Origin of the sequence: Micromonospora halophytica (assembly GCF_900090245.1) — a bacterium.
GTDB lineage: Bacteria > Actinomycetota > Actinomycetes > Mycobacteriales > Micromonosporaceae > Micromonospora > Micromonospora halophytica.
Map to the genome: position 1 here is coordinate 498,726 of NZ_FMDN01000002.1, position 25,569 is coordinate 524,294.

The following is a 25,569-nucleotide window of genomic DNA, read 5'->3' on the forward strand; positions in this document are numbered from 1 at the left end:
CCGGAAGGGATGGCAGAACTGCGCAGGGAACAGCGCCGCATCCGTGCGGATGCGGCGCTGTCCCCTGCGATCGGCTAGCTGATCTTTCTTCGGTAGATCGCTGTCGCGGCGGCGTAGGCGGCCACGAGGATGCCGGCGCACCAGGCGAGGGCGATCCAGATGTCGTTGCCGACGGGTTGCTGCGCGAACAGCGCGCGGAGAGTGTTCACGATGGACGTCACCGGCTGGTTCTCGGCGAACCACGCGACCGGGCCAGGCATCGAGTCGGTGGGGACGAAGGCCGAGCTGATGAAGGGCAGAAAGATCAGCGGGTAGCTGAAGGCGCTCGCACCGTCGACGGTCCTGGCGGACAGGCCCGCTATCACGGCGATCCAGGTGAGGGCGAGGGTGAACAGGATCAGGATGCCGGCGACGGCGAGCCAGTCGGCCACGGATGCGCCGGTGCGGAACCCCATGATCAGCGCGACGCCTGTGACGATCACGATCGAGGCCAGGTTGGCGACGAGTGAGGTCAGGACATGCGCCCAGAGCACCGAGGGCCGTGGGATCGGCATCGACTGGAAGCGCTCGAAGATGCCGCCCTGCATGTCGAGGAACAGGCGGTACGCCGTGTAGGCGATGCCGGATGCGATCGTGATGAGCAGGATGCCCGGGAGCATGTAGTTGATGTACGACTCGTCGGATCCGGTGTTGATGGCTCCGCCCAGCACGTACACGAAGAGCAGCATCAGCGCGACCGGGGTGACCGCTGTGGTGATGATGGTGTCCGGGCTGCGGAGGATGTGACGCAGGGAGCGGCCGGTGAGGGTTCCGGTGTCGCTGAGGACGTGGGCGGTCATCGGGATTCCCCTCCTACGGACATGGCGGCCTTGTCGACGGTGTCACTGGTGTCGCCGACGAGGGCGAGGAAGACGTCCTCAAGGGTCGGCTGCTTCTCGACGTACTCGACCTTGGCGGACGGGAGGAGCTGCTTCAGCTCGGCGAGGGTGCCGTTCTGGATGATCGTGCCTTTGTGCAGGATCGCGATCCGGTCGGCGAGTTGCTCGGCCTCGTCGAGGTACTGGGTGGTCAGCAGGATGGTCGTGCCGTCCTTGGCGAGCTGCTTCACCGTCTGCCAGACCTCGATGCGGGCCTGCGGGTCGAGGCCGGTGGTCGGCTCGTCGAGGAACACGACCGGCGGGTTGCCGACAAGGCTCATCGCGATGTCCAGCCGCCGACGCATGCCGCCCGAGTACGTCGCCGCCCGGCGGTTCCCGGCATCAGCGAGCGAGAAACGGGCGAGCATGTCGTCGGCGATCGCACCCGGGTTCTTCAGGTGGCGGAGCTTCGCGACCAGGACCAGATTCTCCCGGCCGGTGAGCACTTCGTCGACTGCGGCGAACTGGCCGGTCAGGCTGATCGACCTGCGCACGTCGCCCGGGGCCGAGGAGACGTCGAAGCCGTGGACGGTCGCGGTGCCGGTGTTCGCCTTCAGCAACGTCGACAGGATCCGCACCAGCGTGGTCTTTCCGGCGCCGTTCGAGCCGAGCAGAGCGAAGATGCTCCCGGCTGCCACGTCGAAGTCGACGCCCCGCAGCACATGCAGGTCCTTGTAGGACTTCGTGATGGCCCGCACCCTGATCGCGGGGTCGCGCATCATGGTGGTCATGCGCCCGATTCCTCGCCGTTGGCGCCGGCGGCGATGTCGATCGCCTTTCGGAGGCGCTCGCGTTCCTTGTCTATCCACTGCCTGCCGGAGTACGCCTGCAGGAACGTCTCGGCGAACTCGACCGGGTCGTCGCCGACGATTGCGCGGACCGGCGTTCCGTCGGCGACCGCACGCTCCCAGAGGTCGACGAAGTCACCGAGCATCGTGATGAGCGTGTCGCCGTCGAGGAGCCCTCCGCGGTACATGAAGTACCGCTGAAGAGCCTTGGCCGCGCTGCGACAGGGCTCCGGCAGGGCCTCGATCCGGGCCATGTGGTGCTTGTACTGCTTCTTCTGCTCGAGCGACCCGACGATCGTCTCGATCCACTTCGCGGCCATGCTCATGCTCCTTCGTCGTGGTGGTCGTCGTTGCGGTGAAGTTGCTCGATGCGTTCCGCGAGGACGCTCCACGTCCTCCAGAACTCGGCGAGTTGGTCCCGCCCCTTCGCGTTGAGCGAATACACCTTCCGCGGGGGCCCCTTTTCGGAGGGAACCTTCTCCACGTCCACGAACCCGCGCTGCTCGACGCGGACGAGCAGGGCGTAGATGGTGCCTTCCGCGATGTCCGAGAACCCACGGTCGCGCAGCCACGCGGTGATCTCGTAGCCGTATGCGGATCTGCGGGCCAGGATCGCCAGGACGATGCCTTCGAGAGTGCCCTTCAGCATCTCTGTCATCTGGTTGCCCATGCCATCACCCCTCAGTACCAAGCGACGCTGACTACTGGTAGACAGTAACACTAGGTACCGGTAGACAGCAACGCTGAATACCGTCCGCCCGGCCAGTCAGTGGGAGCCGGCTTGGAGGGCTGCCGAGATTCCGCCCGTAGTTCGGAGACGCAGACGTGCGGTGGCCGCAGGCATCAACCGACCGCCTGACGGTACGGATGGCCGCGCTCGGGACCGAGGTCAACCAGGGAAAGGCCGGTGGGCCGGAGGTGCCACCATGCGAACCACACCGCCACGATCCCCGGCAAATCCGTTACCGATGAGTTTGCCCAGCTCACTCGGTACACCGGTGACGACATCGGGTCCAGTTGGCTAAGCTACTAGCTAACGAGGAGGTCGAATGATGTCGGCTGAAGCCGCGCACTACAACATGCATGAGGCCAAGACCCACCTGTCGCGCATCATCGAACGGGTGGAACGCGGCGAAGAGATCATCATCGACCGGGCGGGCACCCCGGTGGCGAAGGTGGTGCCGCTTGTGCGACGGGCCAACCGCACCGCAGTCGGCTCCCTCGCCGGGCAACTGGACCTCTCAGGCGACTGGGACTCCCCCCAGACCAACGCCGAGATCGCCGCCGACTTCGGCATCGGCGCATGACCCTGCTACTGGACACCCACGTCGCGCTCTGGGCCATCACCGGCGATGCGACCCTCGACACCGAGTTTCTCGACCAGCTACGCCACGAGCCAGACATCTTTCTCTCCCCGGTCAGTCTGTGGGAGATCACCATCAAACAGAGCGTGGGGAAGCTTGCGGGACCCCCTGACCTCGCCGAGCGGGTAAGGGACATGGGCTTCCGTGAGCTCCCGGTGACCCATGCCCACGCCATCGCCGCCGGCCGCCTGCCACCCCACCACCGCGATCCCTTCGACCGCATCCTCGTGGCACAGGCGATCACCGAGAGTCTGACCCTGGCCACTCGCGACGCGTCGATAGCGCTGTACGACGTGGACGTCCTCAAGGTGTGATCGGACGGCTCGTCCCGGCACGCGCCCGGAATCCGTCCGGAGACCTGCGTCGCCCGTCGCCGAACTGCATGCAGTGGGGGTCAGGCTCGGGCCGTGCGGTGCTGCCGGAGTACCGGCCACCGCCTGCGACTACCCGGACCTCGAACTCCTCCGTCTGGGTATCCGTTTCGAGTGGGGCGGGCGGGACTCGAACCCGCGACCGAGGGATTATGAGTCCCCTGCTCTAACCGGCTGAGCTACCGCCCCGATGCCGCGCCGGATCGTAACCCGCGCGACGGATCACCGGCCACCACCGAACCGGCACGAACGATCACCCGTGTGCCAGCACGATGGGCTACGCGAGGATAACAGTCAGCAGCCGCCGGGGGCGCCTCGCGATCACCCCGGCGCGCGTAGCTGCGCGATCACCGCTGCGGCCGTACGCCAGCCGCTGGCCAGCGCGCCCTGGATCGACGGGCTGTCCCGGTGGTCGCCGGCCACGAAGAGGCCGTCGCCGAGGGCCACCGGCTTGCGCAGCCGCCCCTGCGGGGGCGGCGCGGCGGGCAGCGCGTCGGGGACTGCGACGGTGGTGAGGTGTTCCCAGTCCGCGGTGGAGCGTGCGTAGAGCCGTTCCAGCTCACGCCGGATCACCGGCTCGGGCGGGGCGGACGGGCCGACCACCGAGGTGGCGATCAGGTGCCGCCCGGCGGGCGCGTAGCCGGGCGCGGCGTTGCTGACGACCACGGTGTTGGCGACGAGTTCCCGGCGGTCCCCGTCGAGCAGCAGGATCGACTCGTCCAGCGGCGCCTGCGGCGCCGAGTGGTAGTAGGTGGTGTAGCTGTGCATGCGTACCCCGGCCAGGGTCGGCAGCAGGGTGCCCGCCGCCGGCGGGTCGACGGCGACCACGACGGCGCGGCAGGCGATGTCACCGGCCCGGGTGCGGACCCGACGGGGCGCGACCTCGGCGACCGGGGTGTTCAGGGTGATCAGTTCGGCCGGCAGCGGGGCGGCGACGGCGGCGGGCAGCGCACCCATGCCCCGCGCCGGCAGACCGATCCGGCCGCGCGCGAAGGAGCGCAGGATCATCGCCAGCACACGGCTGGAGGTTTCCAGCTCCCGGTCGATGAGGACGCCGGAGAGGAACGGCCGCAGCAGTTCCTCGACGATGGTGTCGGAGAGTCCGGCCCGGCGCAGCGCGGCTTCGCTGGTGGTCTCCGGGGCGGTGAGCAGCCGGCTCTTCGGCAGGGTGGCGCAGCCGGCGGCGAGGGTGGCGAAGCGCAGCCGGTCGAGCAGCGAGCCGACGCCGGCCAGCGCGGTGCCGGGTGCGCCGCCGGGTTCGCGCAGCGGGTTGACCAGCCGGTCGAGCCGGTCGCCGCGCCGCAGCAGCACCCCGGAGGTGAACCAGCCCAGGTCGAGGGTGTCCAGGTCGAGCAGGGTGCCCAGCCGAGGGTAGGCGGTGTTGAGCACCTGGAAGCCGCGGTCGAGCAGGTAGCCGTCGACGGCGTCGGTGGCGACCCGGCCACCGAGCCGGTCGCCGGCCTCCAGCAGCCGCCAGGGCACGCCGGCGCGGTGCAGTCGGCGGGCGGCGGCGAGCCCGGCGAGGCCGCCGCCGACGATGACGACGTCCGTCTCAGCGAGCATCGCCGGCCTCCGTCGGGGTCCGGGCCGCGCGGGACAGCCGACTGGGCCACCAGACCTTCGGCCCGATGTCGTACGACAGCGCGGGCACCAGCAGCGAGCGGACCACGATGGTGTCCAGCAGTACGCCGACCGCCACCGCCACCCCGAGCTCCACCAGCACCACCAGCGGCAGTACGGCGAGCGCGGAGAAGGTCGCGGCGAGCACGATGCCGGCGGAGGTGATCACGCCGCCGGTGACGGCGAGGCCGGCCAGCACCCCGGCCCGGGTGCCCCGCTTGACCGTCTCCTCGCGGACCCGGCTCATCAGGAAGATGTTGTAGTCGATGCCGAGGGCGACCAGGAAGACGAACGCGAAGAGCGGGAAGGACGCGTCGACCCCGGGGAAGTCGAAGACGTACCGGAAGATCAGCGCGCAGAGCCCGAGCGTGGCCAGGAAGGACAGCACCACGGTCGCGATGAGCAGCACCGGGGCGACCACGGCGCGTAGCAGCAGGGCCAGGATGACGGCGATCACCACCAGCACCACCGGGATGATCACGTTGCGGTCCCGGGTGGACGCGTCGGAGGTGTCCACGTTGATCGCGGTGAACCCGCCGACGACCGGGTCTGCGCCGGGCACCCGGTGCACCGCCTCGCGCAGCTCCCGGATGGTGCGCTCCGCGCCGTCGCTGTCCGGCGGGTCGGCCAGGGTCGCCTCCAGCTGCACCAGGCCGTCGACGACCTTCGGTGGCGCGTCCGGGTCCGGCGGCCCGGTCCGGTCGCCCTGGCTGACCGGGCGGACGGCGGCGACCCCGGGGACGCCCTGCGCTGCCCGGGCCACCTCCTGCGCGGTCTCCTGCCGGGTGAAGATGGTGGCCGGGCTGCCGGTGCCGGCCGGATAGTGCCGGGCGATCACCTCCTGCCCGGCGACGGAGTCGGTGCGGGTGGTGAACAGGTCGGACTGGCCGAGGGTGGTGGCGCCGAGCTGGGTGACGCCGAGGGTGAGCAGGGCCAGCGCCACCGTGGTCACGATCCAGACCGGGCGGGCGCGGTGGGCGACGAAGCGGGCGATCCGGCTCCAGATGCCGTGTTCGGTCCGCGGGTCGGCCCGGTCGGCCTCGGGCCGGCGCGGCCAGAACGCCCACCGACCGCCGAGCACCAGCAGCGCCGGCAGGAAGGTGAGCATGACCAGCAGGGTGGCGGCGATGCCGATGGCGGCGACCGGGCCGAGCGCCCGGTTGGAGTTCAGGCTGGACAGCAGCAGGCAGAGCAGGCTGACGATGACGGTGGCCCCGGAGGCGACGATCGCCGGGGCGGCGCCCTTCCAGGCGGTCCTCATCGCGTCCCAGGGGCGCTCGTGCCGGTGCAGCTCCTCCCGGTACCGGGCGATCAGCAGCAGCGCGTAGTCGGTGCCCGCGCCGAAGACCAGCACGGTGAGGATGCCCTGCGCCTGCCCGTTCAGCTTGATCACGTCGTTGCGCGCGAGGTGGTGCACGAAGACCGACGCCAACGCGTACGACGTTCCCGCGGCGAGCAGCGGGAAGATCCAGAGCACCGGGCTGCGGTAGACGACGAGCAGGATGACCAGCACCACGACGAGGGTGACCAGCAGCAGCGGCCCGTCGATCGCGGTGAACACCTCGATCAGGTCGGCGAGCAGCCCGGCCGGGCCGGTGACGTCGACGGTGAGCCCGTCCCGGTCGTCGCCGGCGACGCCGCGCAGTTCCTCGACCACCCGGCTGATCTGTTCGCCCTCGGAGTCGTCGATCGGGACGACCACCTGGAGTGCCTGGCCGTCCTGGCTGGGGATCGGCGGTGGCAGCGGGCCGACCACCCCCCGCACCTGGGCGAACCGGGCAGCGTCGGCGGCGACCCGCTGCCGGTCGGCCTCGGTGATGCCGGTGGGGCGCTCGTAGACCACCAGGGCGGGTGTGGTCGGCTTCTCGACGAAGCCGGCGGCGAGGTCCTGGGCCCGGGTCGCCCCGGCGTCGGTGGGCAGGAACGAGGCGTTGTCGTTGGTCGCGACCTCGCCCAGCCTGCCGGAGTACGGCCCCGCGATCCCGCCGACGACCAGCCAGCCCAGCACGACCGCCACCGCGACCAGCGTGGCCGTCCAACGGCTCCGTCCTCCGGCCATCTCCACCCGTCCCTTGAATCGACGCATCAATCGACGCAGCGGGAGTCCAAGTCGACATCGACCATCCTGCCGGCCGAGGACGCCCGGCGGGGCGGAAACCACCCAGCCGACCCCTGGCCGGAGACGGGTGGACGGAACCCGCGGGTGGCCGCCGACCGCTGCGGGCCGACACCTCCGGGTGAACCTGCCGGCGCGGCGGAGCGGATCGGCGGTGGAAGGCCGGACACGAGAAACGCCCGCCGGCGTGGGCCGGCGGGCGCGCTGTGGAGCTGAGCTCCCCCGTTTGGACTCGAACCAAAAACCTGCCGGTTAACAGCCGGCTGCTCTGCCAATTGAGCTACGGGGGACCGCTTGCCACCTCGCTGGCGGATCTCTCCGGCGCTCGGCGACGGCATAAGAGTACAGGACTCCCCGGGGGTTCGGTCCAGGGGGTTCCCCACGACATTCCGCCGTCGCCACGATCGGCGAAACGTCGCCGCCGCATCGCCGCCACACGGAATAATACGGACAATTCGCCATCCCGGCACAACCAGGTATGAGCGCGGAGCAGGATGGGTAGTTAGCTGCCGACAGAGGACGCAGGCGCGAACAGGTCGGACCGGTCCGGGACCTCCGGACGGGAACGGCGGAGCGTCAGGTACGGAAGGAGCCGCCATGCGCGGAAAGATCATGTTTCTTGGCGGGCTGGCTGCGGGCTTCGTCCTGGGCGCCCGTGCCGGCCGGGAGAAGTACGAGGAGCTGGTCGTCCGGGGCCGTAAGGTGCTCGACCACCCGACCGTCCAGGAGGCGGCGGGTGTCGCGCAGGCCCAGGCGACCCGGCTCTACTCGGAGGGCAAGGACAAGCTCGGCCAGTCCAAGCTGGGCGAGAAGCTGGGTGGCAACGGCAGCAAGCCGGGTCTGACCGCGGCGGACGACGCCTTCGCGGGCACCCCGGCCACCGTCGGCGCCAAGACCAGCAGCACCGGTTCGACCAGCTCCAGCAGCTCGTCGGCCAGCACCCCGAAGCCCAAGGCGCCCGGAACGGGCACCAACGGCAGCACCATCTGATCGTCCGTACACCGCTCGGGCCGGTCGCCGTCTGGCGACCGGCCCGACGCGTTTCTCAGGCGTCGGGCAGCTCCTCGGGTGCGGGCAGTTGCGCGCGGACCAGCCAGCCTCCGTCGGGGCGCGGACCGGCGGCGAAGGTGCCGCCGACCGCCTCGACACGCTCCCGCATCCCGACGACGCCGAGCCCGGCGCCCGACCGGATGCCGGCGGCCGTGGCGGCGGCGGGTCGTGCCCCGCCGTCCGTGGCGGCGGCGTCCGCCTGCGCCGCAGCGGGTGCGCCGTCGTCGCGTACCTCGACGGTGACGCCGTCGGGGTCGTAGCGCAGGCGGACCGCGACGGCCGCGCCCGGTGCGTGCCGGTACGCGTTGGTCAGCGACTCCTGGATGATCCGGTACGCCGTGACGTCCACCGCCGTGGGCAACGGCCGGGGCTGGCCGGAGACGGTCCACCGCACCGACTGCCCGGCGCCACAACCCTCCACCAGCGCGTCCAGCCGGTTGAGGCTGGGGACCGGCGCGGTCGGGACGGCAGGCTCCTCCGCGCGGCGTGGCGCCTTCCCGGTTCCGCTCCGCTCGGCCGCCGCCGCGCTCCGGGTGCCGAGGGTGTACGCGGCGACCGCCACGGCGATCACGAGAGGGCCACGCGCCAGACCGGTGAACTGCGCCAGCACCACGGTGACGGTCGCCACGGCGAGCACCGGCAGCGGGTGACGCCGGCGCAGCGTCAACGCCCCGCAGCCGAGGGCGGCGAGCAGCACCGCGCCGGCCGTGAGCGAGGTCCGGGGCGGCCCACCGGGCGGGCTCAGCGGCAGCAGGCTCGCCACGAACAGCACGACGGCGAGCAGCACGTCTGCCACTGCCGGGTGCGCCCGCGCGACCCGACGCCACTGTGCGAGGCGTCCCATGCGGCCCAACGTACGGCAGCCACCGGGCGAGCGGCCCGGCGCACCGCCGGCCCGCCGCCCGCCCATCGGGTCACCGGCGCCGGGAACCGGTCCGGCAGGTGGCCAGGACTTCGCGGCGCGGTGGCCGCCCGGACACACGTCCGCCCCGCCGCGAGGTGAGCGACGGGGCGGTTGCGTGAGCGGGCCGGTCAGCGCCTGCCCGCGGCGTTGCGCTTCTTCCTGAGCTTGCGGTCGTCGCGCAGCTCGACGTACGGCTCCTCCTCCGGGGAGTGGCCGGCGGAGATCGCCCGGCCGCGCTCCAGCTCCGCGTCGAACTCGGCGCCGAGCAGGATGGCGATGTTGCTCAGCCAGAGCCAGATCAGGAAGATGATCACGCCGGCCAGGGCACCGTAGGTCTTGTTGTACGACCCGAAGTTGCTGACGTACAGCGCGAAGAGGCCGGAGATGACCAGCCAGATCACCACGGCCAGGATGCCGCCCGGGCTCACCCAGCGGAAGCCGCCGTGGCGGGCGTTCGGCGAGGCCCAGTAGAGGATCGCGAACATCAGGCTGACCAGGAGCAGCAGCACCGGCCACTTGGCGATGTTCCACACCGTCACCGCGGTCGAGCCGACCCCGATCGCGCTGCCGACCTGCTCGGCGAAGCCGCCGGTGAAGACCACGATCACCGCGCAGGCCAGCAGCATCACGCCGATCACGGCGGTCACCCCGAGCCGGATCGGCAGGGTCTTCCAGATCGGCCGGCCCTCCGGCACGTCGTAGATGGTGTTCGAGGCGCGCATGAAGGCGGCGATGTATCCGGACGCGGACCAGAAGGCGGCCAGCAGACCGATGATCGCCGCGAGGCTGGCCAGCCCGCCGGAGGCGCCCGCCTGGTCGATCGCCCCCTCGATGATCCTGCGGATGTTCTCCTCCGGGACCGCCTGGTTGACGGTGTCCTTGACGCCGGTGGTGGCCCGGTCACCGAGCAGGCCGAGCAGGGAGATCAGCACCAGCAGGCCGGGAAAGATGGAGAGCACGCCGTAGTAGGTCAGCGCGGCGGCCCAGTCGGTCAGGCTGTCGTCCTGGAACTCCTTGACCGTACGCTTCAACGCCGCCTTCCAGCCGGATCCGGGCAGGTCGGTCGGGCTGTCCGGGCCGTCGTCGGGGCCGACCGGCCGCCGGCGTACGTCCCGGTCCGACCGCACGGCCTCGGCCCGGTCGTCCGGCCCGGGCCGGCCGGGCGCGGTGCCCAGGTTGTCGCGGTCGCGCCCGCTGCGGGCGGATGTCTCGTCGGAGGCCATGCGCCCCTCCTCGTGATCGGCGGTGTCCCCTCGACATGCCCCGACCGGGCCGGACGTTAACCCGTCACCTGTAGAGCAGGCCCACCATCCGCCGGGAAGCCACCGTCAGCCCGAGTGCGGTCAGCGCCAGCAGGTAGAGCACGTCGGCCAGCCCCCACCAGCCGCCCCCGCCGACGCAGACGTCCCGCAGCAGGTGCACCGAGCGGTAGAGCGGGGTCACCTCGACCAGCCAGCGCAGCGCCGCAGGATACACCTCGGCGGGGATGAAGGTGCCGCTGAAGAGGAAGAGGGTGAACTGCGCCGAGGCCATCAGGTCGAAGTCCTGCCAGCTGCGCATGAAGGTGGAGAGCGCCATGCCGGCGGAGCCGAAGGCGAACCCGGTCAGCACCGCCGCCGGGAACGCGAGCAGCGCCCGACCGCCGGTGGTCAGGCCCATCGTCACCATCACCGCGAGGAAGGCCGCCGAGTACGCCGAGCCGCGCACCATCGCCCAGGACAGCTCCCCCAACGCGATCTCGAACGGGCGCACCGGCGTGGCGATGATCCCGTCGTAGAGCTTCTGGTACTTGAACTTGCCGAAGAAGTTGAAGGTGGTCTCGGCCAGCGCGCCGGTCATCGCGGACGCGGCGAGCATGGCCGGGGCGACGAACACGGCGTACTCCACCACCCGGCCGTCGGGCAGGGCGATGCCGTCGATCAGCCGACCCACCCCGAAGCCGATCGAGAGGAGGTAGAGCACCGGCTCGACGAACCCGGAGATGAGCAGCAGCCAGTAGACCGACTTGAGCGCGGCCACGTTGCGCTCCACCATCGAGGCGGAACGGCGGGTCGTGCCGGCGGTGTCGAGCAGCCGGGGCAGGACGAGAGTGACCATGTGCGGCTCCTTCTAGACCACGAGCCGGCGGCGGAAGAGGCGCACGGCCAGCACCCAGCCGAGAGCCGCCCAGGCGGCCAGGTAGAGCAGGTGGCCGACGGCGGAGGACTGCGGGGGCACGCCCAGCGTCGCCGCCCGGCACAGGTCGACCGCGTGCCAGAGCGGCGTCGCGTACGCCAGCGGGCGCAGCCCGTCGGGCAGTGACTCGACCGGGAAGAAGACCCCCGCGAAGAGCGTCATCGGGATGAGCGCGAAGCGGAACAGCATGGCCAGCCAGCTGTCGCTCGACACGGCGGCGGCGTACGCGAAGGTGGGCGCGGCCACCGCCAGGCAGAGCAGCGCCACCACCGGCAGGGTGAGCACCGCCCAGGGTGAGGCCAGCGCCCCGAACAGCGCCGTCACCAGCAGGAACGCGGTGCTGGCGGTGAGCGCCCGGAACAGCACGAAGCCCAGGTGGCCGGCGAGGATGTCGCCGACGCGCAACGGCGCCGAACTCTGCGCGAAGTACGTCCTGGTCCACTGGAAGTTGCTGAACACCGGCCAGGTCGACTCGGCGATGGCCACCTGCACGGCGGTGGAGGCGAGCAGCCCGGGCACGATCCAGTCGAGGTAGGGCACCCCGTCGACGCCCTGTTCGACGTACGCCCCGACGCCCAGGCCGAAGCCGACCACGGTGAGCGTCGGCAGCAGGAAGGACGAGAAGATCCCGGCACGCCAGGTGCGCCGGTAGCCGGTCAGGTGGTGCGCGAGGACCGCCAGCGCAGGCACCGCCGGCCGCGACCGCTGCACCACGCTCACCTCGACCCCCGTCCCACCGCCGTCCACCACCCCCCTTCCTACCCGAGGGGTACGACAGGCCGGACCCACCCTACGGTCGGCGGGTCGGGGTGTCGCGCCGTTCACCGGTCCGCGACGCGGGCGGCGCGCAGCAGCGCGAGCAGCGCGTACCCCCAGAGCACCAGGCCCGCGCCGGTGCCGACGACCAGCCCCGCCGAGGCCGACGAGGTGAGCCCGACCACCAGCCCGGCCAGGGCCACCAGGCACATCGCCACCGCGAGTGGCACCAGCAGCCGGTCGCGCAGCACGGGGGCGAGCGGCACGAAGTGCACGCCGACCACCCCGCAGACCAGCACCGGGACGAACTCGACCCGTCCGGCGACGGAGAGCAGCACGGCGCCGAGCGCCGCCGCGGCGAACTCGACGGCGACGATGAGGCCGTACCGCCGGTCGGCGCGACGGTCCCGCGGCATGGCAGCCGCCGCACGGCCGGCCCGCAGCACGACCGCCGCCCCGCCGAGGGCGGTCAGCAACGCCGCGCCGCTGGCGACCACGAGCAGGGTCCGCAGCGGCGGATCGGCCGCCGGCACGCTGAACCAGATCGTCGCGAAGACACCGAGACAGAGCGCGGTCAGGCCCGCCTGACGACGTGAACGCGCAGCCACAGTGGCCCTCCCCCGGTCCGGCCGCCGATGCTACGCCGCCCCACCGCACGGGCCGGACCCGGTCAGTCGACCAGGGTGCGGCCGGTGAGGTGCAGGAAGACGTCCTCCAGGCTGCTGCGCCGGACCAGCACGGCAGCCGGCGTGAGGCCGCGCGCCTCCACCTGCGCCAACGCCGCGTCCCCGTCGGTGACGTAGAGCAGGACCCGGTCGGGCAGCACCTCCACCCGCTCCCCGAGGCCGTCCAGCTTGCCGGCGAACGCCTCCTGCGACTCGGCCGCGAAGCGCAGCTCCAGCACCTCGCGGGTGGAGTGCTGCTCGATCAGGGCGCGGGGCGATCCCTCGGCCACGATCCGGCCGCCGTCCATCACCACCAGCCGGTCGCAGAGCTGCTCGGCCTCGTCCATGTAGTGGGTGGTCAGCACCAGCGTGACCCCCTGCTGCTTGAGCCGGAACAGCCGTTCCCAGACGAGGTGCCGGGCCTGTGGGTCGAGGCCGGTGGTCGGCTCGTCGAGCAGTACGATCTCCGGCTCGTTGACCAGCGCGCGGGCGATGGTCAAGCGGCGTTTCATCCCGCCGGAGAGCGGCTCGACCCGGCTGTCGGCCCGCTCCGTGAGCTGCACGAAGTCGAGCAGCTCGGCGGCCCGCCGGCGGGCCGTGGAGCGCGGGACGCCGAAGTAGCGGGCGTAGGTGGTGAGGTTCTCCTGGACGGTCAGCTCGGGGTCGAGGTTGTCCAGTTGGGGGCAGACGCCGAGGCGGGCCCGGATGGCGGGGCCGTCGCGGACCGGGTCCATGCCGAGGATGCGCAGCTCGCCACCGCTGGGTGGGGAGATGCACCCGATCATGCGCATGGTGGAGGACTTGCCGGCGCCGTTGGGGCCGAGGAAGCCGAAGGCTTCGCCGGGGCGTACCTCCACGTCGATGCCGTCGACGGCGGTGAAGTCGCCGAACCGCTTCACCAGCCCCCGGGCCCGGATGAGTGGTGCCGCACTGGTCACCGGCCGACCGTACCGGTGGCCTCCGACAACCACGAGGCATTTCGACATCCGCGACAAGAGGCAGGGACATCACCACGCACGGTAGCGGACACTACGCAACGTGATTGGTGTGATCCAATTGAGACAATAGACTTTCGGCGCAGTGGTATCGCTCCACCGCGAGGCAAAAGCAGCTAAAGAGGACGGATCTTTTTCGGCCTCCGCCTGACATCCCCCTATTGTCAACCATTACGCACCACACCACCTGCCAGAACTCCGCCGAATAGCCCTCTCACAGAGTAATTGACTAGCCTTCCTCATCACTGACCGCAATCACAAACAGCAATATTCCATGGTGTACACCATTCGCGTATCGTCCCCCCTCGTGTCATCCGTACGTTCCTCCGACGATCCCATCCCGCAATCGCCGCACCCCGGCCCCGGCGGTACGGGCGCCACGGTGGACGACGCCCCGGTGCCGCTGCCCGCCGAGGACGCGCCGGTCGATCCGGCCCGCCCGGCGACCCCGGATCCGCGTGAACTCGCCGCGCAATTCGAGGACGAGAAACCCGGACGCACACTCACCGGCCCGATCGGACTGTTGCTCACCGGCGCCACCGTGGCGGTCGCGCTGCTCGCGCTCGCACAGGTCTTCGCCCCGCTCTCCCAGGGCAGCAAGTACTACCTGATCATTTTCCTGGCCGGTGTGCTGCCCATGGTCTTCCTGGCGTACCCGGCGGAGCTGCGGCTGCCGTGGCGGCGCACGGCGACCGGCGGGGAACAGCCCGGCGCGGGCCGGACCCGCCCCACCGCGCCGGACTGGGTGCTGGCCGGCGCGGCGCTGGTCAGCTGCCTCTACCCGGTGCTGCCGGTCACCATCGGGGGCGCCGGCGGCGGATACGACGCCTTCCTGGACCGGCAGGGCCTGCTGACGCCGCTCGACGTGGCGATGGGCACCGTACTGCTGCTCCTGCTGCTGGAGGCGTGCCGGCGCACCACGGGCTGGATCCTGCCGGCGGTCTGTCTGCTCTTCCTCGGCTACGGCTACTACGGCGGGCTGCTGCCGCAGTCCCTGCCGGTGGCCCACGCCGGGCTCGACTTCGGCCAACTGGTCGACGCGTTCTACAACTCCGACAGCGGCTTCTACGGCACCCCGCTCGACGTCGCGGCCACGTACATCGTGCTCTTCACCATCTACGGCGCGGTGCTCGACCTCTCCGGCGCGGGCCGGTTCTTCGTGGAACTCTCCGCCGCCGCCTTCCGCCGCTCCCGCACCGCCGCCGGGCGCACCGCGGTCGCCTCCGGCTTCCTGCTCGGCACCGTCTCCGGCTCGGGCGCCGCGACGACGGTCAGCATCGGCGCGGTCACCTGGCCCGTGCTGCGCAAGGCCGGCTACCCGGCCGAACGCGCCGGCGGGATGCTCGCCGCCGCCGGCGTCGGGGCGATCCTCTCCCCGCCCACCCTCGGCGCGGCCGCCTTCATCATCGCCGAGTACCTGGGCGTGTCGTACCTGCAGGTGCTCGGCTGGGCGACCGTCCCGACGGTCCTGTACTACCTCGGCATCCTGCTCTCGGTGGAGATCGACGCCCGGCGCTCCGGGGTACGGCCGGTGGTCATCGACACCACCTCCCCGTGGCGGTTGCTCGGCCGGTTCGGCTACCACTTCCTCTCCCTGCTGGTGATCACCGGGCTGCTCGCCCTCGGCCTCTCCGCGACGAAGGCCGTCGTCGGCGCCACCGTCCTGGCCGCCGCGCTCTCCTTCCTGGACCGCCGGCACCGGCTCACCCCGGCCCGACTGGTCCAGGCGCTCAGCTCCGGGGTGCGCGGGGTGCTGGCGGTCAGCGCGGTCTGCGCCGCCGCCGGCATCATCACCGCGACCACCACCAAGACCGGCCTCGGCCCGCAGGCGGCGGCGCTGCTGATCAGCGGGGCGCAGGCGGTCAGCTCGGACCCGGCCGTGGTGCTGGCGCTGACCGCGCTGCTCGCCGCCGTCGCGCTCACCCTGCTGGGGCTGGCGGTGCCGGTCACCGCCTCCTTCGTCATCGGCTGGGTGATCATCGGCCCGGCCCTGCTCGACCTCGGCGTCGCCGCACCCGCCGCGGCGATGTTCGTCTTCTACTTCGCGGTGCTGTCCGAGGTCTCCCCGCCGACCGCGCTCGCCGCCGTGGCCGCCGCCGCGGTCACCGGCGGGCGGCTGGTGCCGACCATGTGGCAGACCCTGCGGTACGCCCTGCCGGCCTACCTCATCCCGCTCGCCTTCGTGATCACCCCGACCGGGCTCGGGCTGCTCGGCATCGGCGGGCCGGAACGGATCGCGGTCGCCGGGCTGGTCTGCGCGCTCAGCGTGGCCGTACTGGCCGTGGCGGCGGGCGGCTGGCTGCCCGGCGTCGGCCCGGCCGGCACGCCGGAGCGGCTCGTCGGCGCGCTCGCCGGGCTGACGCTGCTCTGGCTCGAACCCGTACCCGTCACGGTCGGCGCGGTCCTGACCGCCCTGATGGTGGCCGGTGCGCTCGTACGACGCGGCACCGCCGGCCGGACCGGCGCACCGCGGGCAGTTCCATCCGGACACCCTGGGGAGGACATTCAGTGAGACGGATCAACGTGCGGATCGCCGCCGGAGTGGGGGCGCTCGCCCTGGTCGCGGCGGGCGCCGCCGGCTGCGGGGGCCGCCAGGACGGCGCGGCGAAGGACGACACGGCCAGCGAGGTCACCTGCAAGGTGACCGACAGCACCCGGGTCGGCATCGCCACCGGCAACGCCACCGGGGTCTACTACGTGGTCGGCAACGCCCTCGCGGGCCAGCTCTCCGCCAACACCGACGGCAAGCTCACCGGCACCGCCGCCGAGACCGGCGCCTCCGTGCAGAACATCGAGCAGCTCGTCGCCGGCCAGTACGACGTCGCCTTCTCCCTCTTCGACACCGCCGTCAACGCGGTGCAGGGCAAGGCCACCTTCACCTCCCCGCAACCGGTCGAGGCGCTGGCCCGGATCTACGACAACTACACCCAGGTGGTCGTCCGGGCCGACTCCGGCATCAACTCGGTCGCCGACATGAAGGGCAAGAAGATCTCCACCGGCTCCCCGAAGTCCGGCACCGAGGTCATCGCCAACCGCCTGCTCACCGCCGCCGGGCTGGACCCGGAGAAGGACGTCCAGGCGCAGCGCCTCGACCTGACCAAGACCGTCGAGGGGGTCAAGGACGGCAGCGTCGACGGGTTCTTCTGGTCCGGCGGCGTGCCCACCGGCGGCGTGACCGACCTCTTCACCACCGCCGGGGACAAGGTGAAGTTCATCGACATCACCCCGCTGCTGCCGAAGATGACCGAACTCAACCCGGCGTACCAGGCCGGCACCATCTCCGCGGACGTCTACAAGACCGCGGCGGACACCCCGACCATCGTGGTGCCGAACGTGCTGCTGGTCCGCAAGGACCTCGACGCCAACGTCGCCTGCGCGATCACCCGCACGGTCTTCGAGAAGAAGGACGCCCTGGCCCAGGCCAACCCGGCGGCCAAGGGCATCGACCTGAACAACGCCCGCAAGACCGACCCCGTCCCGATGCACCGCGGCGCGGCCAAGGCCCTGCAGGACCTCGGCGCGAACTGACCCGCGACGCCGGGTCCGGGCCCATCCGCCCGGACCCGGCGCCCCCGACCACCACCGGGAGACCCCGTGCCGCTCCCCCGCCCCGCCCGTGTACGCCGGCACAACCGGCCCACCGACCACACCGACCAGCTCTGGTCGGTCCGTACCCAACTCCTCGCGCCCATCCTGGTGGCCACCCTCGGCCTGGTGGTGCTCGGCGCCACCCAGACCGGAACCGCGTTGGACGCCTCCACCGACGCCGACCGCGCCCGGGTCCTCGCCGGCACCGCCACCGCCACCGTGCGCCTGGTGCACGAACTCGAACGGGAACTCGGCGAGACGGCCGCCCTGCGCCAGCGCGGCGGCACCAGCGGCCGCCCCCTCGTCGACGCGCAGCGGCGGCGGGTGGACACCGCCGTCGAGCGGTACCGATCCGCCAGCCGGGAGGCCCGCCGGGCCGCCCCGGACCTCGGTGGCGCGCTCGACGCCACCGACGACCATCTCTACCGGCTCGATCCGGCCCGCCGCGCGGTGACCGAGTCCGGGGCCGTCGACTCGACCTACGTGGCGCTGGTCGAGTCCCTGCTCTCCGTCGCCGACGCCCTGCCGGCCCAGCTGCGCGACACCGACCTGGCCAACGCGGCCCGGGAGGTGGCGGCGGTCGCCGCCCAGGAGCACCTGGCCTCGTTGGAACGCGACCTGCTCCGGGCGGTCTTCGTCCGCGGCGAACTGGCGCCGGGCGAGCTGGTCCGGCTCGGCCAGCTGCGGGGCGCGCAGGAGCAGCGCCAGGCCGAGTTCTCCCGGATCGCCGGCAGCGAGGCACAGGCCGCGTACGCCCGGCTGGTGTCCGGCTCGGACGTGTCGACCGCGCAGCGGATGCGCGACAGCGCCGTCAACGGCGAGACCCTCCCGGACGCGCTGAAGGTCGACGGCGACGCCTGGTTCGTGGCGCAGAGCGGGGTGATCCGCCGGTACAACCTCCTCGGCCGGGAACTCTCCGAAGACCTGGACCGGCAGGCCGCGACCCTGGCCGGGAACGCCCGACAGCAGGCCCTGCTCACCGGCGGCGCGACCACCGCCGTGGCCACCGCCGCGCTGCTCGCCGCCGCGCTGCTGGCGGTACGCACCAGCCGCCGGCTGCGTCGGCTGCGGATCGCGGCGCTGACCATGGCCCACACCGAGCTGCCCGAGCGGATCACCGCGATCGCGTCCGGCAACGGCACGCCCACCGAAGGCGCGGCCACCCGGCTCACCGCCGGCATCCGGCAGGGACGCGACGAGGTCGCCCAGGTGGCCGAGGCGTTCGACACGGTGAACCGGGCGGCGCTGCGGCTCGCCGGCGAGCAGGCCGAGCTGCGGCTGGACGTGACCCGGATGGCCGAGGCGCTGGCCCGGCGGATCCGGACGCTGATCACCCGGCAGCTCCGGCTGCTCGACGAGTTCGAACGTGAGGAGACCGACCCGGACGCGCTGGCCCGGCTGTTCGCCCTCGACCACCTCGCCGCCCGGATGCGCCGCAACGGGGAGAACCTGCTGATCCTCGCCGGGGGTGAGCCCGGCCGCGCGCAGGAGGGCGACCACCTGCTGGCCGACGTGGTCCGCGCCGCCGCCTCGGAGATCGAGGACTACGCCCGGGTCGAGATCGACGTGCCGCCCGCCGCGGTGCACGGCTCCGCGGTGGGCTACCTGGTCCACCTCCTCGCCGAACTGCTGGAGAACGCCACCAACTACTCGCCGCCGCACGCCCCGGTGCACGTGGACGGCCGCCGTACCGTCGACGGGCTCACCCTGCGCGTGCACGACCAGGGCATCGGCATCAGCGAGAGCCGACTCGTCGAGATCAACGAGCGGCTGCTCGCCCCGGCCGTGCTCTCCAGCGCCGCGGCCGGCAGCATGGGCCTGCACGTGGTGGCCCACCTGGCGGCCCGGCACGGGATCCGGGTCCAGCTGCACAACACCGGCCACGGCACGATCGCACAGGTCGAGGTGCCGGAGAGCGCGCTGACCCGACTGGAGGCGGTCTCCCGCCGGCCCGTTCCGAACCGTCAGCCGGCCCCGTCGGCCGCCTGGTTCCGGCCCCGGACCGGCACGCCGGCCACCGCGACCGCGGTGCCGACCGGGATGTCCGGGGCACGGACGGCCGAGACGCCGTACAACGGCCATGCCCTCGCCGAGGCGGTCGGCGCGCACCATGCGCCCACGGTCTCGCTACCGGTCATCGGACCTGGCGGCCGGGGTGCCGCGCCGACCCGGCCGCCGGCCGGCCGGGGAGCCGCGGCACCGCCGCCCGGCCCGGCGGCGACCACCGGGACGGGTCTGCCCCGGCGTACCCGGGGCGGCGCGATGCCCACCGGGCTGCACCACGTCCCGCCGCCCCGGAAGGCGGACGACCCGCTGGACCCGGAGGTGGTGCGGGCCCGGCTCTCCGCCCTCGCCGAGGGTGTGGCCAGCGCGATGCGACGTAACCAGCACAACGGACCGATTGGGAGACAGCAATGACCTCACCCGTGAGCCCGGGCCTCGACTGGCTCCTGGCGAACTTCGCCGAGCAGGTGCCGGACGTCTCCCACGCCCTGGCGGTCTCCGAGGACGGGCTGCGACTGGCCGCCTCGCCCCACCTCGCCACCGATCAGGTGGACCAGCTCGCCGCCGTGATCAGCGGGCTGGCCAGCCTCACCGTCGGCGCGGCACGGCTGATGTCCGCCGGGCGGGTACGGCAGCAGATCGTCGACATGGACGGTGGCGTGATGCTGGTGATGGCGGTCGGGGAGCGGGCGCTGCTCGGGGTGCTCGCCGCGCCGGGCTGCGACCTCGGCCAGGTCGGCTTCGAGACGGCGACGTTGGTGCAGCGGGTGGCCGAGGCGCTGGAACCGGCGGTCCGGGGATGACCCGCCGGTCGCTACGGTGGCTGGCCGCCCTGCTGGTCACCGTGCTCGCCGCCGGTTGCGGGCAGGCCGAGCCCGCGCCGGAGGCCTGGCACGGCGGGCGGATCTTCCTGGCCACCGGCAACACCACCGGCGTGTACTACCAGCTCGGCGGCGGCTACGCCGACGTGATCAGCCGGCACCTGCCCGGGTACGAGGCGCGGGCCGAGCCGACCGGTGCCTCGGTGGAGAACATCAACCGGTTGGCCAGCGGGGACATGGAGGTCGCCTTCAGCCTCGCCGACACCGCCGCCGACGCGGTCACCGGCCGGGGTGCCTTCAGCCAGCCCCAGCCGGTCCGGGCGTTGGCCCGGGTCTACAGCAACTACACCCATGTGATCGTCCGGACCGACGCGAAGATCAAGGACTTCGCGGGGCTGCGCGGGAAGCGGGTCTCCACCGGTTCGCCGAAGTCCGGCACGGACATCATCGCCGGGCGGCTGCTGACCGCCGGGGGGATGGACCCGGACCGGGACGTCCGCCGGTTCACCCTGTCCCTGCCGGAGACGGTCAAGCGGATGCGGGCGGGCAGCCTCGACGCGATGTTCTTCTCCGGCGGCCTGCCCACCCCGGGCATCGCCGACCTGCTCTCCAGATCGTCGGGAAGGTTCGCGCTGCTGCCGATCGCCAACCTGATCGAGCCGCTGAACGCCAGGTACGGCTCGGTGTACACCACCGCAGAGCTGCCGAAGGACGTCTACCGCACCCCCACCGGCACCCCCACCGTGACGGTGGCGAACATGATGCTGGTCGGCGCGGACATGCCGGACCAACTCGCGTACGACCTGACCCGGCTGCTCTTCACGTACCAGGGTGACCTGATCGGGGTGCACCCGGAGGCGGGCAACTTCACCCGGCAGAGCGCCGCCGGCACCGATCCGATCCCCCTGCACCCCGGCGCGGCCCGCTTCTACCAGGGCAACTGAGCCCGGGCGGACTCTGCCGGCGCTCGTCCGTGCTCCGCCGGGCGGCGTCCACCCGGCGCAGGCGGTCGGGTTCACCCTCGACGGCGGCTGTCGGCTGTCCCGGACGCAACCGGGGGACGGGTCAGACGTCCGTCGGGGACGTGGCGACCCGGGCGGCGGCGACCAGCCGGTCGGTCTCGGCCAGCACCGCGTCGTCGTCGGCCGGGGTGCCCGGATCGAACCGGACCGTCCAGGCCAGGCCGTCCACACCGGCCACCCGCCGGGCCGCGATCCGCCCGGCGCCGCCGGGCACCGGGTGGTGCGCGGTGTACGCCACCGATCGGGTGACCCGGGCCCGCACCTGGTGCGGCAGGTCGCCCGGTTCGAGCAGCAGGTACGTCTCGGCGGGACAGTCGGCGACCACCTGGTAGCCGTCCCGCTCGGTCAGCGGCTCGGCCGGGGTGACGGTCAGCTCACGACCGGACCAGACGGCCTTGAGGATGTCGTGCCAGCCCAGCCGGTGCCCCCGGCCGGGCAGCCAGAGCCCGAGGTTGCTGGCGACCACCACGCCGTCGCCCTCGCCGTTGCCGGCGGTGGCCCAGGCCAGCACCCGCTCGTCGGCGGCGAGCGGGGGCCGGGCGGCGGGCGGCAGCTTCGGCTTACGGCTGAACAGTCCCATCACAGTCCTCCCGCGGCCTGCTCACGCAGTGCCCGCGCGTGCTGCTCCAGCGAGAGCAGTTCCCCGAAGAGGGCGAAGTACTCGTCCTTGTTGTTCACCGGGTTGATTCGCTGGATCTTGGATTTCAGGTCTCGGATCCGGGCGGTGACCGAGCCCCACTGGAGCCGGGCCATGGTCACCGACACGTAGCGCGGGTCGGGCTCCCCGGCGATGCGCAGCGGCTCCACGGCCAGTTCGCCGACGAGCGCCCGGGCGGCCAGGTCCTCGCAGGCGTCGCGGACCGACTCGATCCACACCGCGCCCCCGGCCGCCGCCGACGCCCCGCCGGCCGCCGCGATCGCCGCCCGCACCGCCTGGTGCACCGGATGCCGGTACTCCGGCGCCTCGACGGCGTCGAACATCGGCCCGGCCAGCACCGGCTCCTGGAGGGCGAGCTTCAACGCCTCCCGCTCGACCATCGAGCTGGGGCTGTCCACGGCCGGCTCGGACGCGGCGGCCCGGGACCGGGCCGGGGCACCGGCGCCCCGGTCACCGGTCGGAGCGTTGCCGGCGGCGAGCACCGCCCGCTGCACCGGCTCGATCTCCATGCCGAGGTCGCCGGCGAGCTTGCGGACGTACTCCGGGCGCTTCTCCCGGTCCTTGATCTTGGCGACCAGGGGGGCGGCGCGGCGCATCGCCTCCACCCGGCCGTCGACCGTGTCGAGGTCGTACCGGTTGATCACATGGCGCAGCGCGAAGTCCACCAGCGGCTCGCGGCGGGCGACCAGGTCGCGGACCGCGAGGTCGCCCTTGGCCAGGCGCAGCTCGCACGGGTCCATGTTGTCGGGGCTGACCGCGATGAAGGTACGACCCACGAAGCGCTGGTCGTCCTCGAACGCGCGCAGCGCGGCCTTCTGACCGGCGGCGTCCCCGTCGAAGGTGAAGATGATCTCGCCGGCCACCGCGTCGGTGTCCAGCAGGAGCCGTCGCAGCACGCCGATGTGATCGGCGCCGAAGGCGGTGCCGCAGGTGGCGACCGCCGTCGGCACGCCGGCCAGGTGACAGGCCATCACATCGGTGTAGCCCTCGACGACGACCACCTTGCCCTGCTTGGCGATCTCCCGCTTGGCCTGGTCGATGCCGTAGAGCACGTGCGACTTCTTGTAGATCGGCGTCTCGGGGGTGTTGAGGTACTTCGGACCGTCGTCGTCGTCGAAGAGCTTGCGGGCGCCGAAGCCGATCACGTCGCCGGCCAGGTCGCGGATCGGCCAGAGCAGCCGGCGGCGGAACCGGTCGATCAGCGAGCCCGAGCGGGCCGGGCGGGACAGCCCCGCCGTGACCAGCTCGTCGTGGCTGAAGCCCTGCTGGCGCAGGTGCTTGGTGAGCAGATCCCAGGCCTCGGGGGCGAACCCGCAGCCGTAGCGCTCGGCGGCGGCCCGGTCGAAGCCGCGCTGGGCCAGGAACTCCCGCGCCGGCCGCGCACCGGCCGTGGTGAGCTGTGCCTGGTAGAACTCCACCGCGGCGGCGTGCGCGGCCACCAGCCGCTGCCGCTGCCCCTGCTGGGGGCGGTTGCGCGGGGCGGCCTGGTCGCCCTCCACGTAACGCAACTGCAGGCCGGCCCGGGCGGCGAGCCGCTCGACGGACTCGACGAAGCTGAGGTGCTCGGCGTCCATCAGGAACTTGATCGCGTCGCCGCCGACCCCGCAGCCGAAGCAGTAGAAGACGTTGCGGGCGGGCGAGACGTTGAACGACGGGCTCTTCTCGTCGTGGAACGGGCAGAGCCCCTTGAGGTTGCCGCCGCCGGCCGACCGGAGGGTCACCGTGTCCGAGATGACCTCGGCGATGGAGGTGCGCTCCCGGACCAGCGCGATGTCCTCGTCCCGGATCCGCCCAGCCATTCAGTGCCACCCCCTCGGCCCTACATCCTGCCCTGCCGGACCGGCGATCCGTAGGGCGGGGGACGGGCGTGTGGCGAGCGCCCCGGGGTCAGCGGGGGCGGCGGTGGAGCCAGCGGGTGACCGGCGGCGGGTCCTCCTCGTCGTACGACCGGGCGGCCCACACGGCGGCGGCCAGGCCGGACCGGCGGCCCCGGGCCAGCTGCGGGTTGGCCGCCGGATCCCGGCCCATGTCGCGCAGCAGCGCCACGGCCAGCCCGAGCATCACCACCACGAACGGCAGCGCCACCATGATCGTCGCTTGTTGCAGGGCGGCCAGGCCGCCGGCGAGCAGCAGCGCGGCGGCGACCGCCCCGATCAGCACACCCCAGAGCACCACGAGCACACGGTGCGGGCGCAGCGCGCCGCCGGAGGTGAGCGAACCCAGCACCAGCGACGCCGAGTCGGCGCTGGTCACGAAGTAGACCGCGATGAGGACCATGGCCAGCACGCTGGTGACGGTCGCCAGCGGCAGCGCCCCCAGCAGGCCGAACAGCGCCTGCTCGCTGCCCGCCCCGACGTCCGCCACCAGGTCGCGGGCGCCGGTGGCCTGGGCGCGCAACGCGCTGCCCCCCAGCACGGCGAACCAGATGGCGCTGGCCCCGCTGGGCACCAGCAGCACCCCCACCAGGAACTGGCGCACGGTCCGCCCGCGCGAGATGCGGGCGATGAAGGTGCCGACGAACGGCGCCCAGGAGATCCACCACGCCCAGTAGAAGATCGTCCAGCCCCCGAGCCAGGCCGGGTCGGAGAAGGCGCCGGTACGGGTGGACATGAACACCAGGTTGCTCAGGTAGTCGCCGACCGAGGCGGGCAGCACCTCCAGCGTGTAGATCGTCGGCCCCACCACGAACACGAAGACCATCAGCAGCACGGCCAGCAGGACGTTGGTGGTGGAGAGCCACTTGACGCCCCGGTGCAGCCCGGAGAAGGCCGAGACGACGAAGGCCAGGGTGAGCGCGCCGATCACGATCAGCTCCACCGCCCGGGTGTCCGGTACGCCGGCCACCAGGTCCAGACCGGCGGCCACCTGGAGCGCGCCGAGACCGAGGCTGGTGGCCGAGCCGAAGACCGTGGCGAAGACGGCGAGCAGATCGACGGCCCGACCGGCAGCCCCGTCGGCCCGCCCGCCGAGCAGCGGTCGGAACGCGGCCGAGATCCGGTTGTCCCGCCCCTTGCGGAAGGTCGAGTAGGCCAGCGCGAGCGCGGTGACGGCGTAGATCCCCCACGGGTGCAGCGTCCAGTGGAAGAGCGTGTACTGCATGGCCGCCGCGCCGGCCGCCGGGGTCTGCGCCTCGACGCCGGTGGCCGGCGGCGGCGTGGCGTAGTGCTGGATCGGCTCGGCCACCGCGAAGAAGACGAGGCCGATCCCCATCCCGGCGCTGAACATCATGGCGATCCAGGCCAGCGTGCTGAACTCCGGCTCGTCGTCGTCGGCGCCCAACCGGATCCGGCCGTACCGGGACGCCGCGATGACCACCGCGAGCACCAGGAAGGCGTCCGCCGCGACGACGAAGAACCAGCCGAAGGTGTCGATCACCCAGGCCAGCCCGGACTCGCCGAAGTCGGCCAGCGAGCTGCGGGCGGCCACGCCCCAGAGCACGACCGCCAGCACCCCACCCACGCCCAGCGCGAGCAGCACCGGATCAGGGCTCCTGGTCGCTGCCGTACCCGCGTCCTCCACCTGCTCCGCCATGGTCACATCGTGCCGGTGACCGACCCCGCCAGCAGGCGATATCCACCCATCTCACCCACCTCCCCACCCACCCCCACCCGACCCCGAGCGCGCGATCTTGCACTTGCGGTCCCGACGAAACGGGCATGTCGGGGCGAAGGGTCGACCCCAACTGCAAGATCGGCGCGGGGACGAGGGCCGTGGCGGGGGTGGGTGGGGTGGGTGGGGTGGGTGGGGTGGGGGGG

At 72.4% G+C, this 25,569-nt stretch carries 23 protein-coding genes and 2 tRNA genes; 8 read left to right on the plus strand and 17 right to left on the minus strand.

What is annotated here, in order from left to right:
• Nucleotides 1–74 precede the first annotated feature (74 nt).
• The 4 genes from GA0070560_RS04945 to GA0070560_RS04960 are packed head-to-tail and all read right to left on the minus strand — an operon-like array spanning nucleotide 75 to nucleotide 2,375.
• Complete coding sequence (locus GA0070560_RS04945) at nucleotides 75–839, minus strand: ABC transporter permease (protein ID WP_091291833.1); 765 nt, start codon at nucleotides 837–839, stop codon at nucleotides 75–77.
• Complete coding sequence (locus tag GA0070560_RS04950; protein ID WP_170839278.1) at nucleotides 836–1,648, minus strand: ABC transporter ATP-binding protein; 813 nt, start codon at nucleotides 1,646–1,648, stop codon at nucleotides 836–838. The genes GA0070560_RS04945 and GA0070560_RS04950 overlap by 4 nt, the downstream gene beginning before the upstream one ends.
• Nucleotides 1,645–2,025, minus strand: coding sequence for a DUF1048 domain-containing protein (locus GA0070560_RS04955; protein WP_091291835.1), 381 nt, complete (start codon nucleotides 2,023–2,025; stop codon nucleotides 1,645–1,647). The genes GA0070560_RS04950 and GA0070560_RS04955 overlap by 4 nt, the downstream gene beginning before the upstream one ends.
• Before the next feature lie 2 nt (nucleotides 2,026–2,027).
• Nucleotides 2,028–2,375, minus strand: a complete 348-nt coding sequence (locus tag GA0070560_RS04960; RefSeq protein ID WP_091291838.1) for a PadR family transcriptional regulator — start codon at nucleotides 2,373–2,375, stop codon at nucleotides 2,028–2,030.
• A 382-nt stretch (nucleotides 2,376–2,757) separates the two neighbouring features.
• On the opposite strand from GA0070560_RS04960, the gene GA0070560_RS04965 reads away from it, so the two are divergent.
• Both GA0070560_RS04965 and GA0070560_RS04970 read left to right on the plus strand, forming a co-directional pair.
• A complete protein-coding gene (locus GA0070560_RS04965) occupies nucleotides 2,758–3,012 on the plus strand; it encodes a type II toxin-antitoxin system Phd/YefM family antitoxin (protein WP_091291989.1) in 255 nt (84 codons plus the stop codon).
• Nucleotides 3,009–3,383, plus strand: a complete 375-nt coding sequence (locus GA0070560_RS04970; RefSeq protein WP_091291840.1) for a type II toxin-antitoxin system VapC family toxin — start codon at nucleotides 3,009–3,011, stop codon at nucleotides 3,381–3,383. The genes GA0070560_RS04965 and GA0070560_RS04970 overlap by 4 nt, the downstream gene beginning before the upstream one ends.
• 172 nt (nucleotides 3,384–3,555) lie before the next feature.
• Here the strand turns inward: GA0070560_RS04970 and GA0070560_RS04975 are convergent.
• The 4 genes from GA0070560_RS04975 to GA0070560_RS04990 form a co-directional block, all read right to left on the minus strand.
• A tRNA-Ile gene (locus tag GA0070560_RS04975) sits at nucleotides 3,556–3,629 on the minus strand.
• 132 nt (nucleotides 3,630–3,761) lie between these two features.
• The gene (locus GA0070560_RS04980; protein ID WP_091291843.1) at nucleotides 3,762–5,003 is read right to left on the minus strand and encodes an FAD-dependent oxidoreductase; all 1,242 of its coding nucleotides are present in this window, start codon (nucleotides 5,001–5,003) and stop codon (nucleotides 3,762–3,764) included.
• Nucleotides 4,993–7,119 (minus strand): MMPL family transporter, encoded by a 2,127-nt coding sequence (locus GA0070560_RS04985; protein ID WP_091291991.1) that lies wholly within the window; start codon nucleotides 7,117–7,119, stop codon nucleotides 4,993–4,995. The genes GA0070560_RS04980 and GA0070560_RS04985 overlap by 11 nt, the downstream gene beginning before the upstream one ends.
• Before the next feature lie 274 nt (nucleotides 7,120–7,393).
• Nucleotides 7,394–7,466 (minus strand) — tRNA-Asn (locus GA0070560_RS04990).
• A 307-nt stretch (nucleotides 7,467–7,773) separates the two neighbouring features.
• Between GA0070560_RS04990 and GA0070560_RS04995 the strand changes: the two genes are divergently transcribed.
• Complete coding sequence (locus GA0070560_RS04995; RefSeq protein ID WP_091291845.1) at nucleotides 7,774–8,166, plus strand: hypothetical protein; 393 nt, start codon at nucleotides 7,774–7,776, stop codon at nucleotides 8,164–8,166.
• Nucleotides 8,167–8,221: 55 nt separating this feature from the next.
• On the opposite strand, the gene GA0070560_RS05000 is transcribed toward GA0070560_RS04995, so the two are convergent.
• The 6 genes from GA0070560_RS05000 to GA0070560_RS05025 form a co-directional block, all read right to left on the minus strand.
• A complete protein-coding gene (locus GA0070560_RS05000) occupies nucleotides 8,222–9,070 on the minus strand; it encodes a sensor histidine kinase (protein ID WP_170839279.1) in 849 nt (282 codons plus the stop codon).
• 188 nt (nucleotides 9,071–9,258) lie between these two features.
• A complete protein-coding gene (locus GA0070560_RS05005; protein WP_091291851.1) occupies nucleotides 9,259–10,353 on the minus strand; it encodes a YihY/virulence factor BrkB family protein in 1,095 nt (364 codons plus the stop codon).
• Nucleotides 10,354–10,417: 64 nt separating this feature from the next.
• Nucleotides 10,418–11,227 (minus strand): ABC transporter permease, encoded by an 810-nt coding sequence (locus tag GA0070560_RS05010; protein WP_091291853.1) that lies wholly within the window; start codon nucleotides 11,225–11,227, stop codon nucleotides 10,418–10,420.
• 12 nt (nucleotides 11,228–11,239) lie between these two features.
• Entirely contained in the window at nucleotides 11,240–12,025 is a 786-nt protein-coding gene (locus GA0070560_RS05015; RefSeq protein ID WP_091291993.1) for an ABC transporter permease, read from the minus strand.
• Between the two features lie 101 nt (nucleotides 12,026–12,126).
• Nucleotides 12,127–12,669: a hypothetical protein gene (locus tag GA0070560_RS05020; protein ID WP_139131438.1), complete on the minus strand. Its 543-nt coding sequence runs from the start codon at nucleotides 12,667–12,669 to the stop codon at nucleotides 12,127–12,129.
• Between the two features lie 62 nt (nucleotides 12,670–12,731).
• Nucleotides 12,732–13,664: an ABC transporter ATP-binding protein gene (locus GA0070560_RS05025; RefSeq protein WP_091291857.1), complete on the minus strand. Its 933-nt coding sequence runs from the start codon at nucleotides 13,662–13,664 to the stop codon at nucleotides 12,732–12,734.
• 454 nt (nucleotides 13,665–14,118) lie between these two features.
• On the opposite strand from GA0070560_RS05025, the gene GA0070560_RS05030 reads away from it, so the two are divergent.
• The 5 genes from GA0070560_RS05030 to GA0070560_RS05050 all read left to right on the plus strand — a co-directional run bounded on the left by GA0070560_RS05030 (nucleotide 14,119) and on the right by GA0070560_RS05050 (nucleotide 21,078).
• On the plus strand, nucleotides 14,119–16,233 hold the full coding sequence (locus tag GA0070560_RS05030; protein ID WP_245675368.1) for a TRAP transporter permease: 2,115 nt from the start codon (nucleotides 14,119–14,121) through the stop codon (nucleotides 16,231–16,233).
• Nucleotides 16,230–17,249: a TAXI family TRAP transporter solute-binding subunit gene (locus GA0070560_RS05035; RefSeq protein WP_091291860.1), complete on the plus strand. Its 1,020-nt coding sequence runs from the start codon at nucleotides 16,230–16,232 to the stop codon at nucleotides 17,247–17,249. The genes GA0070560_RS05030 and GA0070560_RS05035 overlap by 4 nt, the downstream gene beginning before the upstream one ends.
• 66 nt (nucleotides 17,250–17,315) lie before the next feature.
• Entirely contained in the window at nucleotides 17,316–19,727 is a 2,412-nt protein-coding gene (locus GA0070560_RS29745) for a sensor histidine kinase (RefSeq protein ID WP_091291863.1), read from the plus strand.
• Nucleotides 19,724–20,116, plus strand: a complete 393-nt coding sequence (locus GA0070560_RS05045; RefSeq protein WP_091291866.1) for a roadblock/LC7 domain-containing protein — start codon at nucleotides 19,724–19,726, stop codon at nucleotides 20,114–20,116. Before GA0070560_RS29745 ends, GA0070560_RS05045 begins: the two co-directional genes overlap by 4 nt.
• A complete protein-coding gene (locus GA0070560_RS05050) occupies nucleotides 20,113–21,078 on the plus strand; it encodes a TAXI family TRAP transporter solute-binding subunit (protein WP_091291869.1) in 966 nt (321 codons plus the stop codon). Before GA0070560_RS05045 ends, GA0070560_RS05050 begins: the two co-directional genes overlap by 4 nt.
• 121 nt (nucleotides 21,079–21,199) lie before the next feature.
• Here the strand turns inward: GA0070560_RS05050 and GA0070560_RS05055 are convergent, their stop codons facing one another.
• From GA0070560_RS05055 to GA0070560_RS05065, 3 genes are all read right to left on the minus strand, one after another.
• Nucleotides 21,200–21,736 carry a hypothetical protein gene (locus GA0070560_RS05055; RefSeq protein ID WP_091291872.1) on the minus strand — a complete coding sequence of 179 codons (537 nt, stop codon included), beginning with the start codon at nucleotides 21,734–21,736 and terminating at the stop codon, nucleotides 21,200–21,202.
• On the minus strand, nucleotides 21,736–23,613 hold the full coding sequence (gene dnaG, locus GA0070560_RS05060) for a DNA primase (protein ID WP_091291874.1): 1,878 nt from the start codon (nucleotides 23,611–23,613) through the stop codon (nucleotides 21,736–21,738). The genes GA0070560_RS05055 and dnaG overlap by 1 nt, the downstream gene beginning before the upstream one ends.
• Nucleotides 23,614–23,701: 88 nt before the next feature.
• A complete protein-coding gene (locus GA0070560_RS05065; protein WP_091291876.1) occupies nucleotides 23,702–25,345 on the minus strand; it encodes a BCCT family transporter in 1,644 nt (547 codons plus the stop codon).
• Nucleotides 25,346–25,569: the final 224 nt, after the last annotated feature.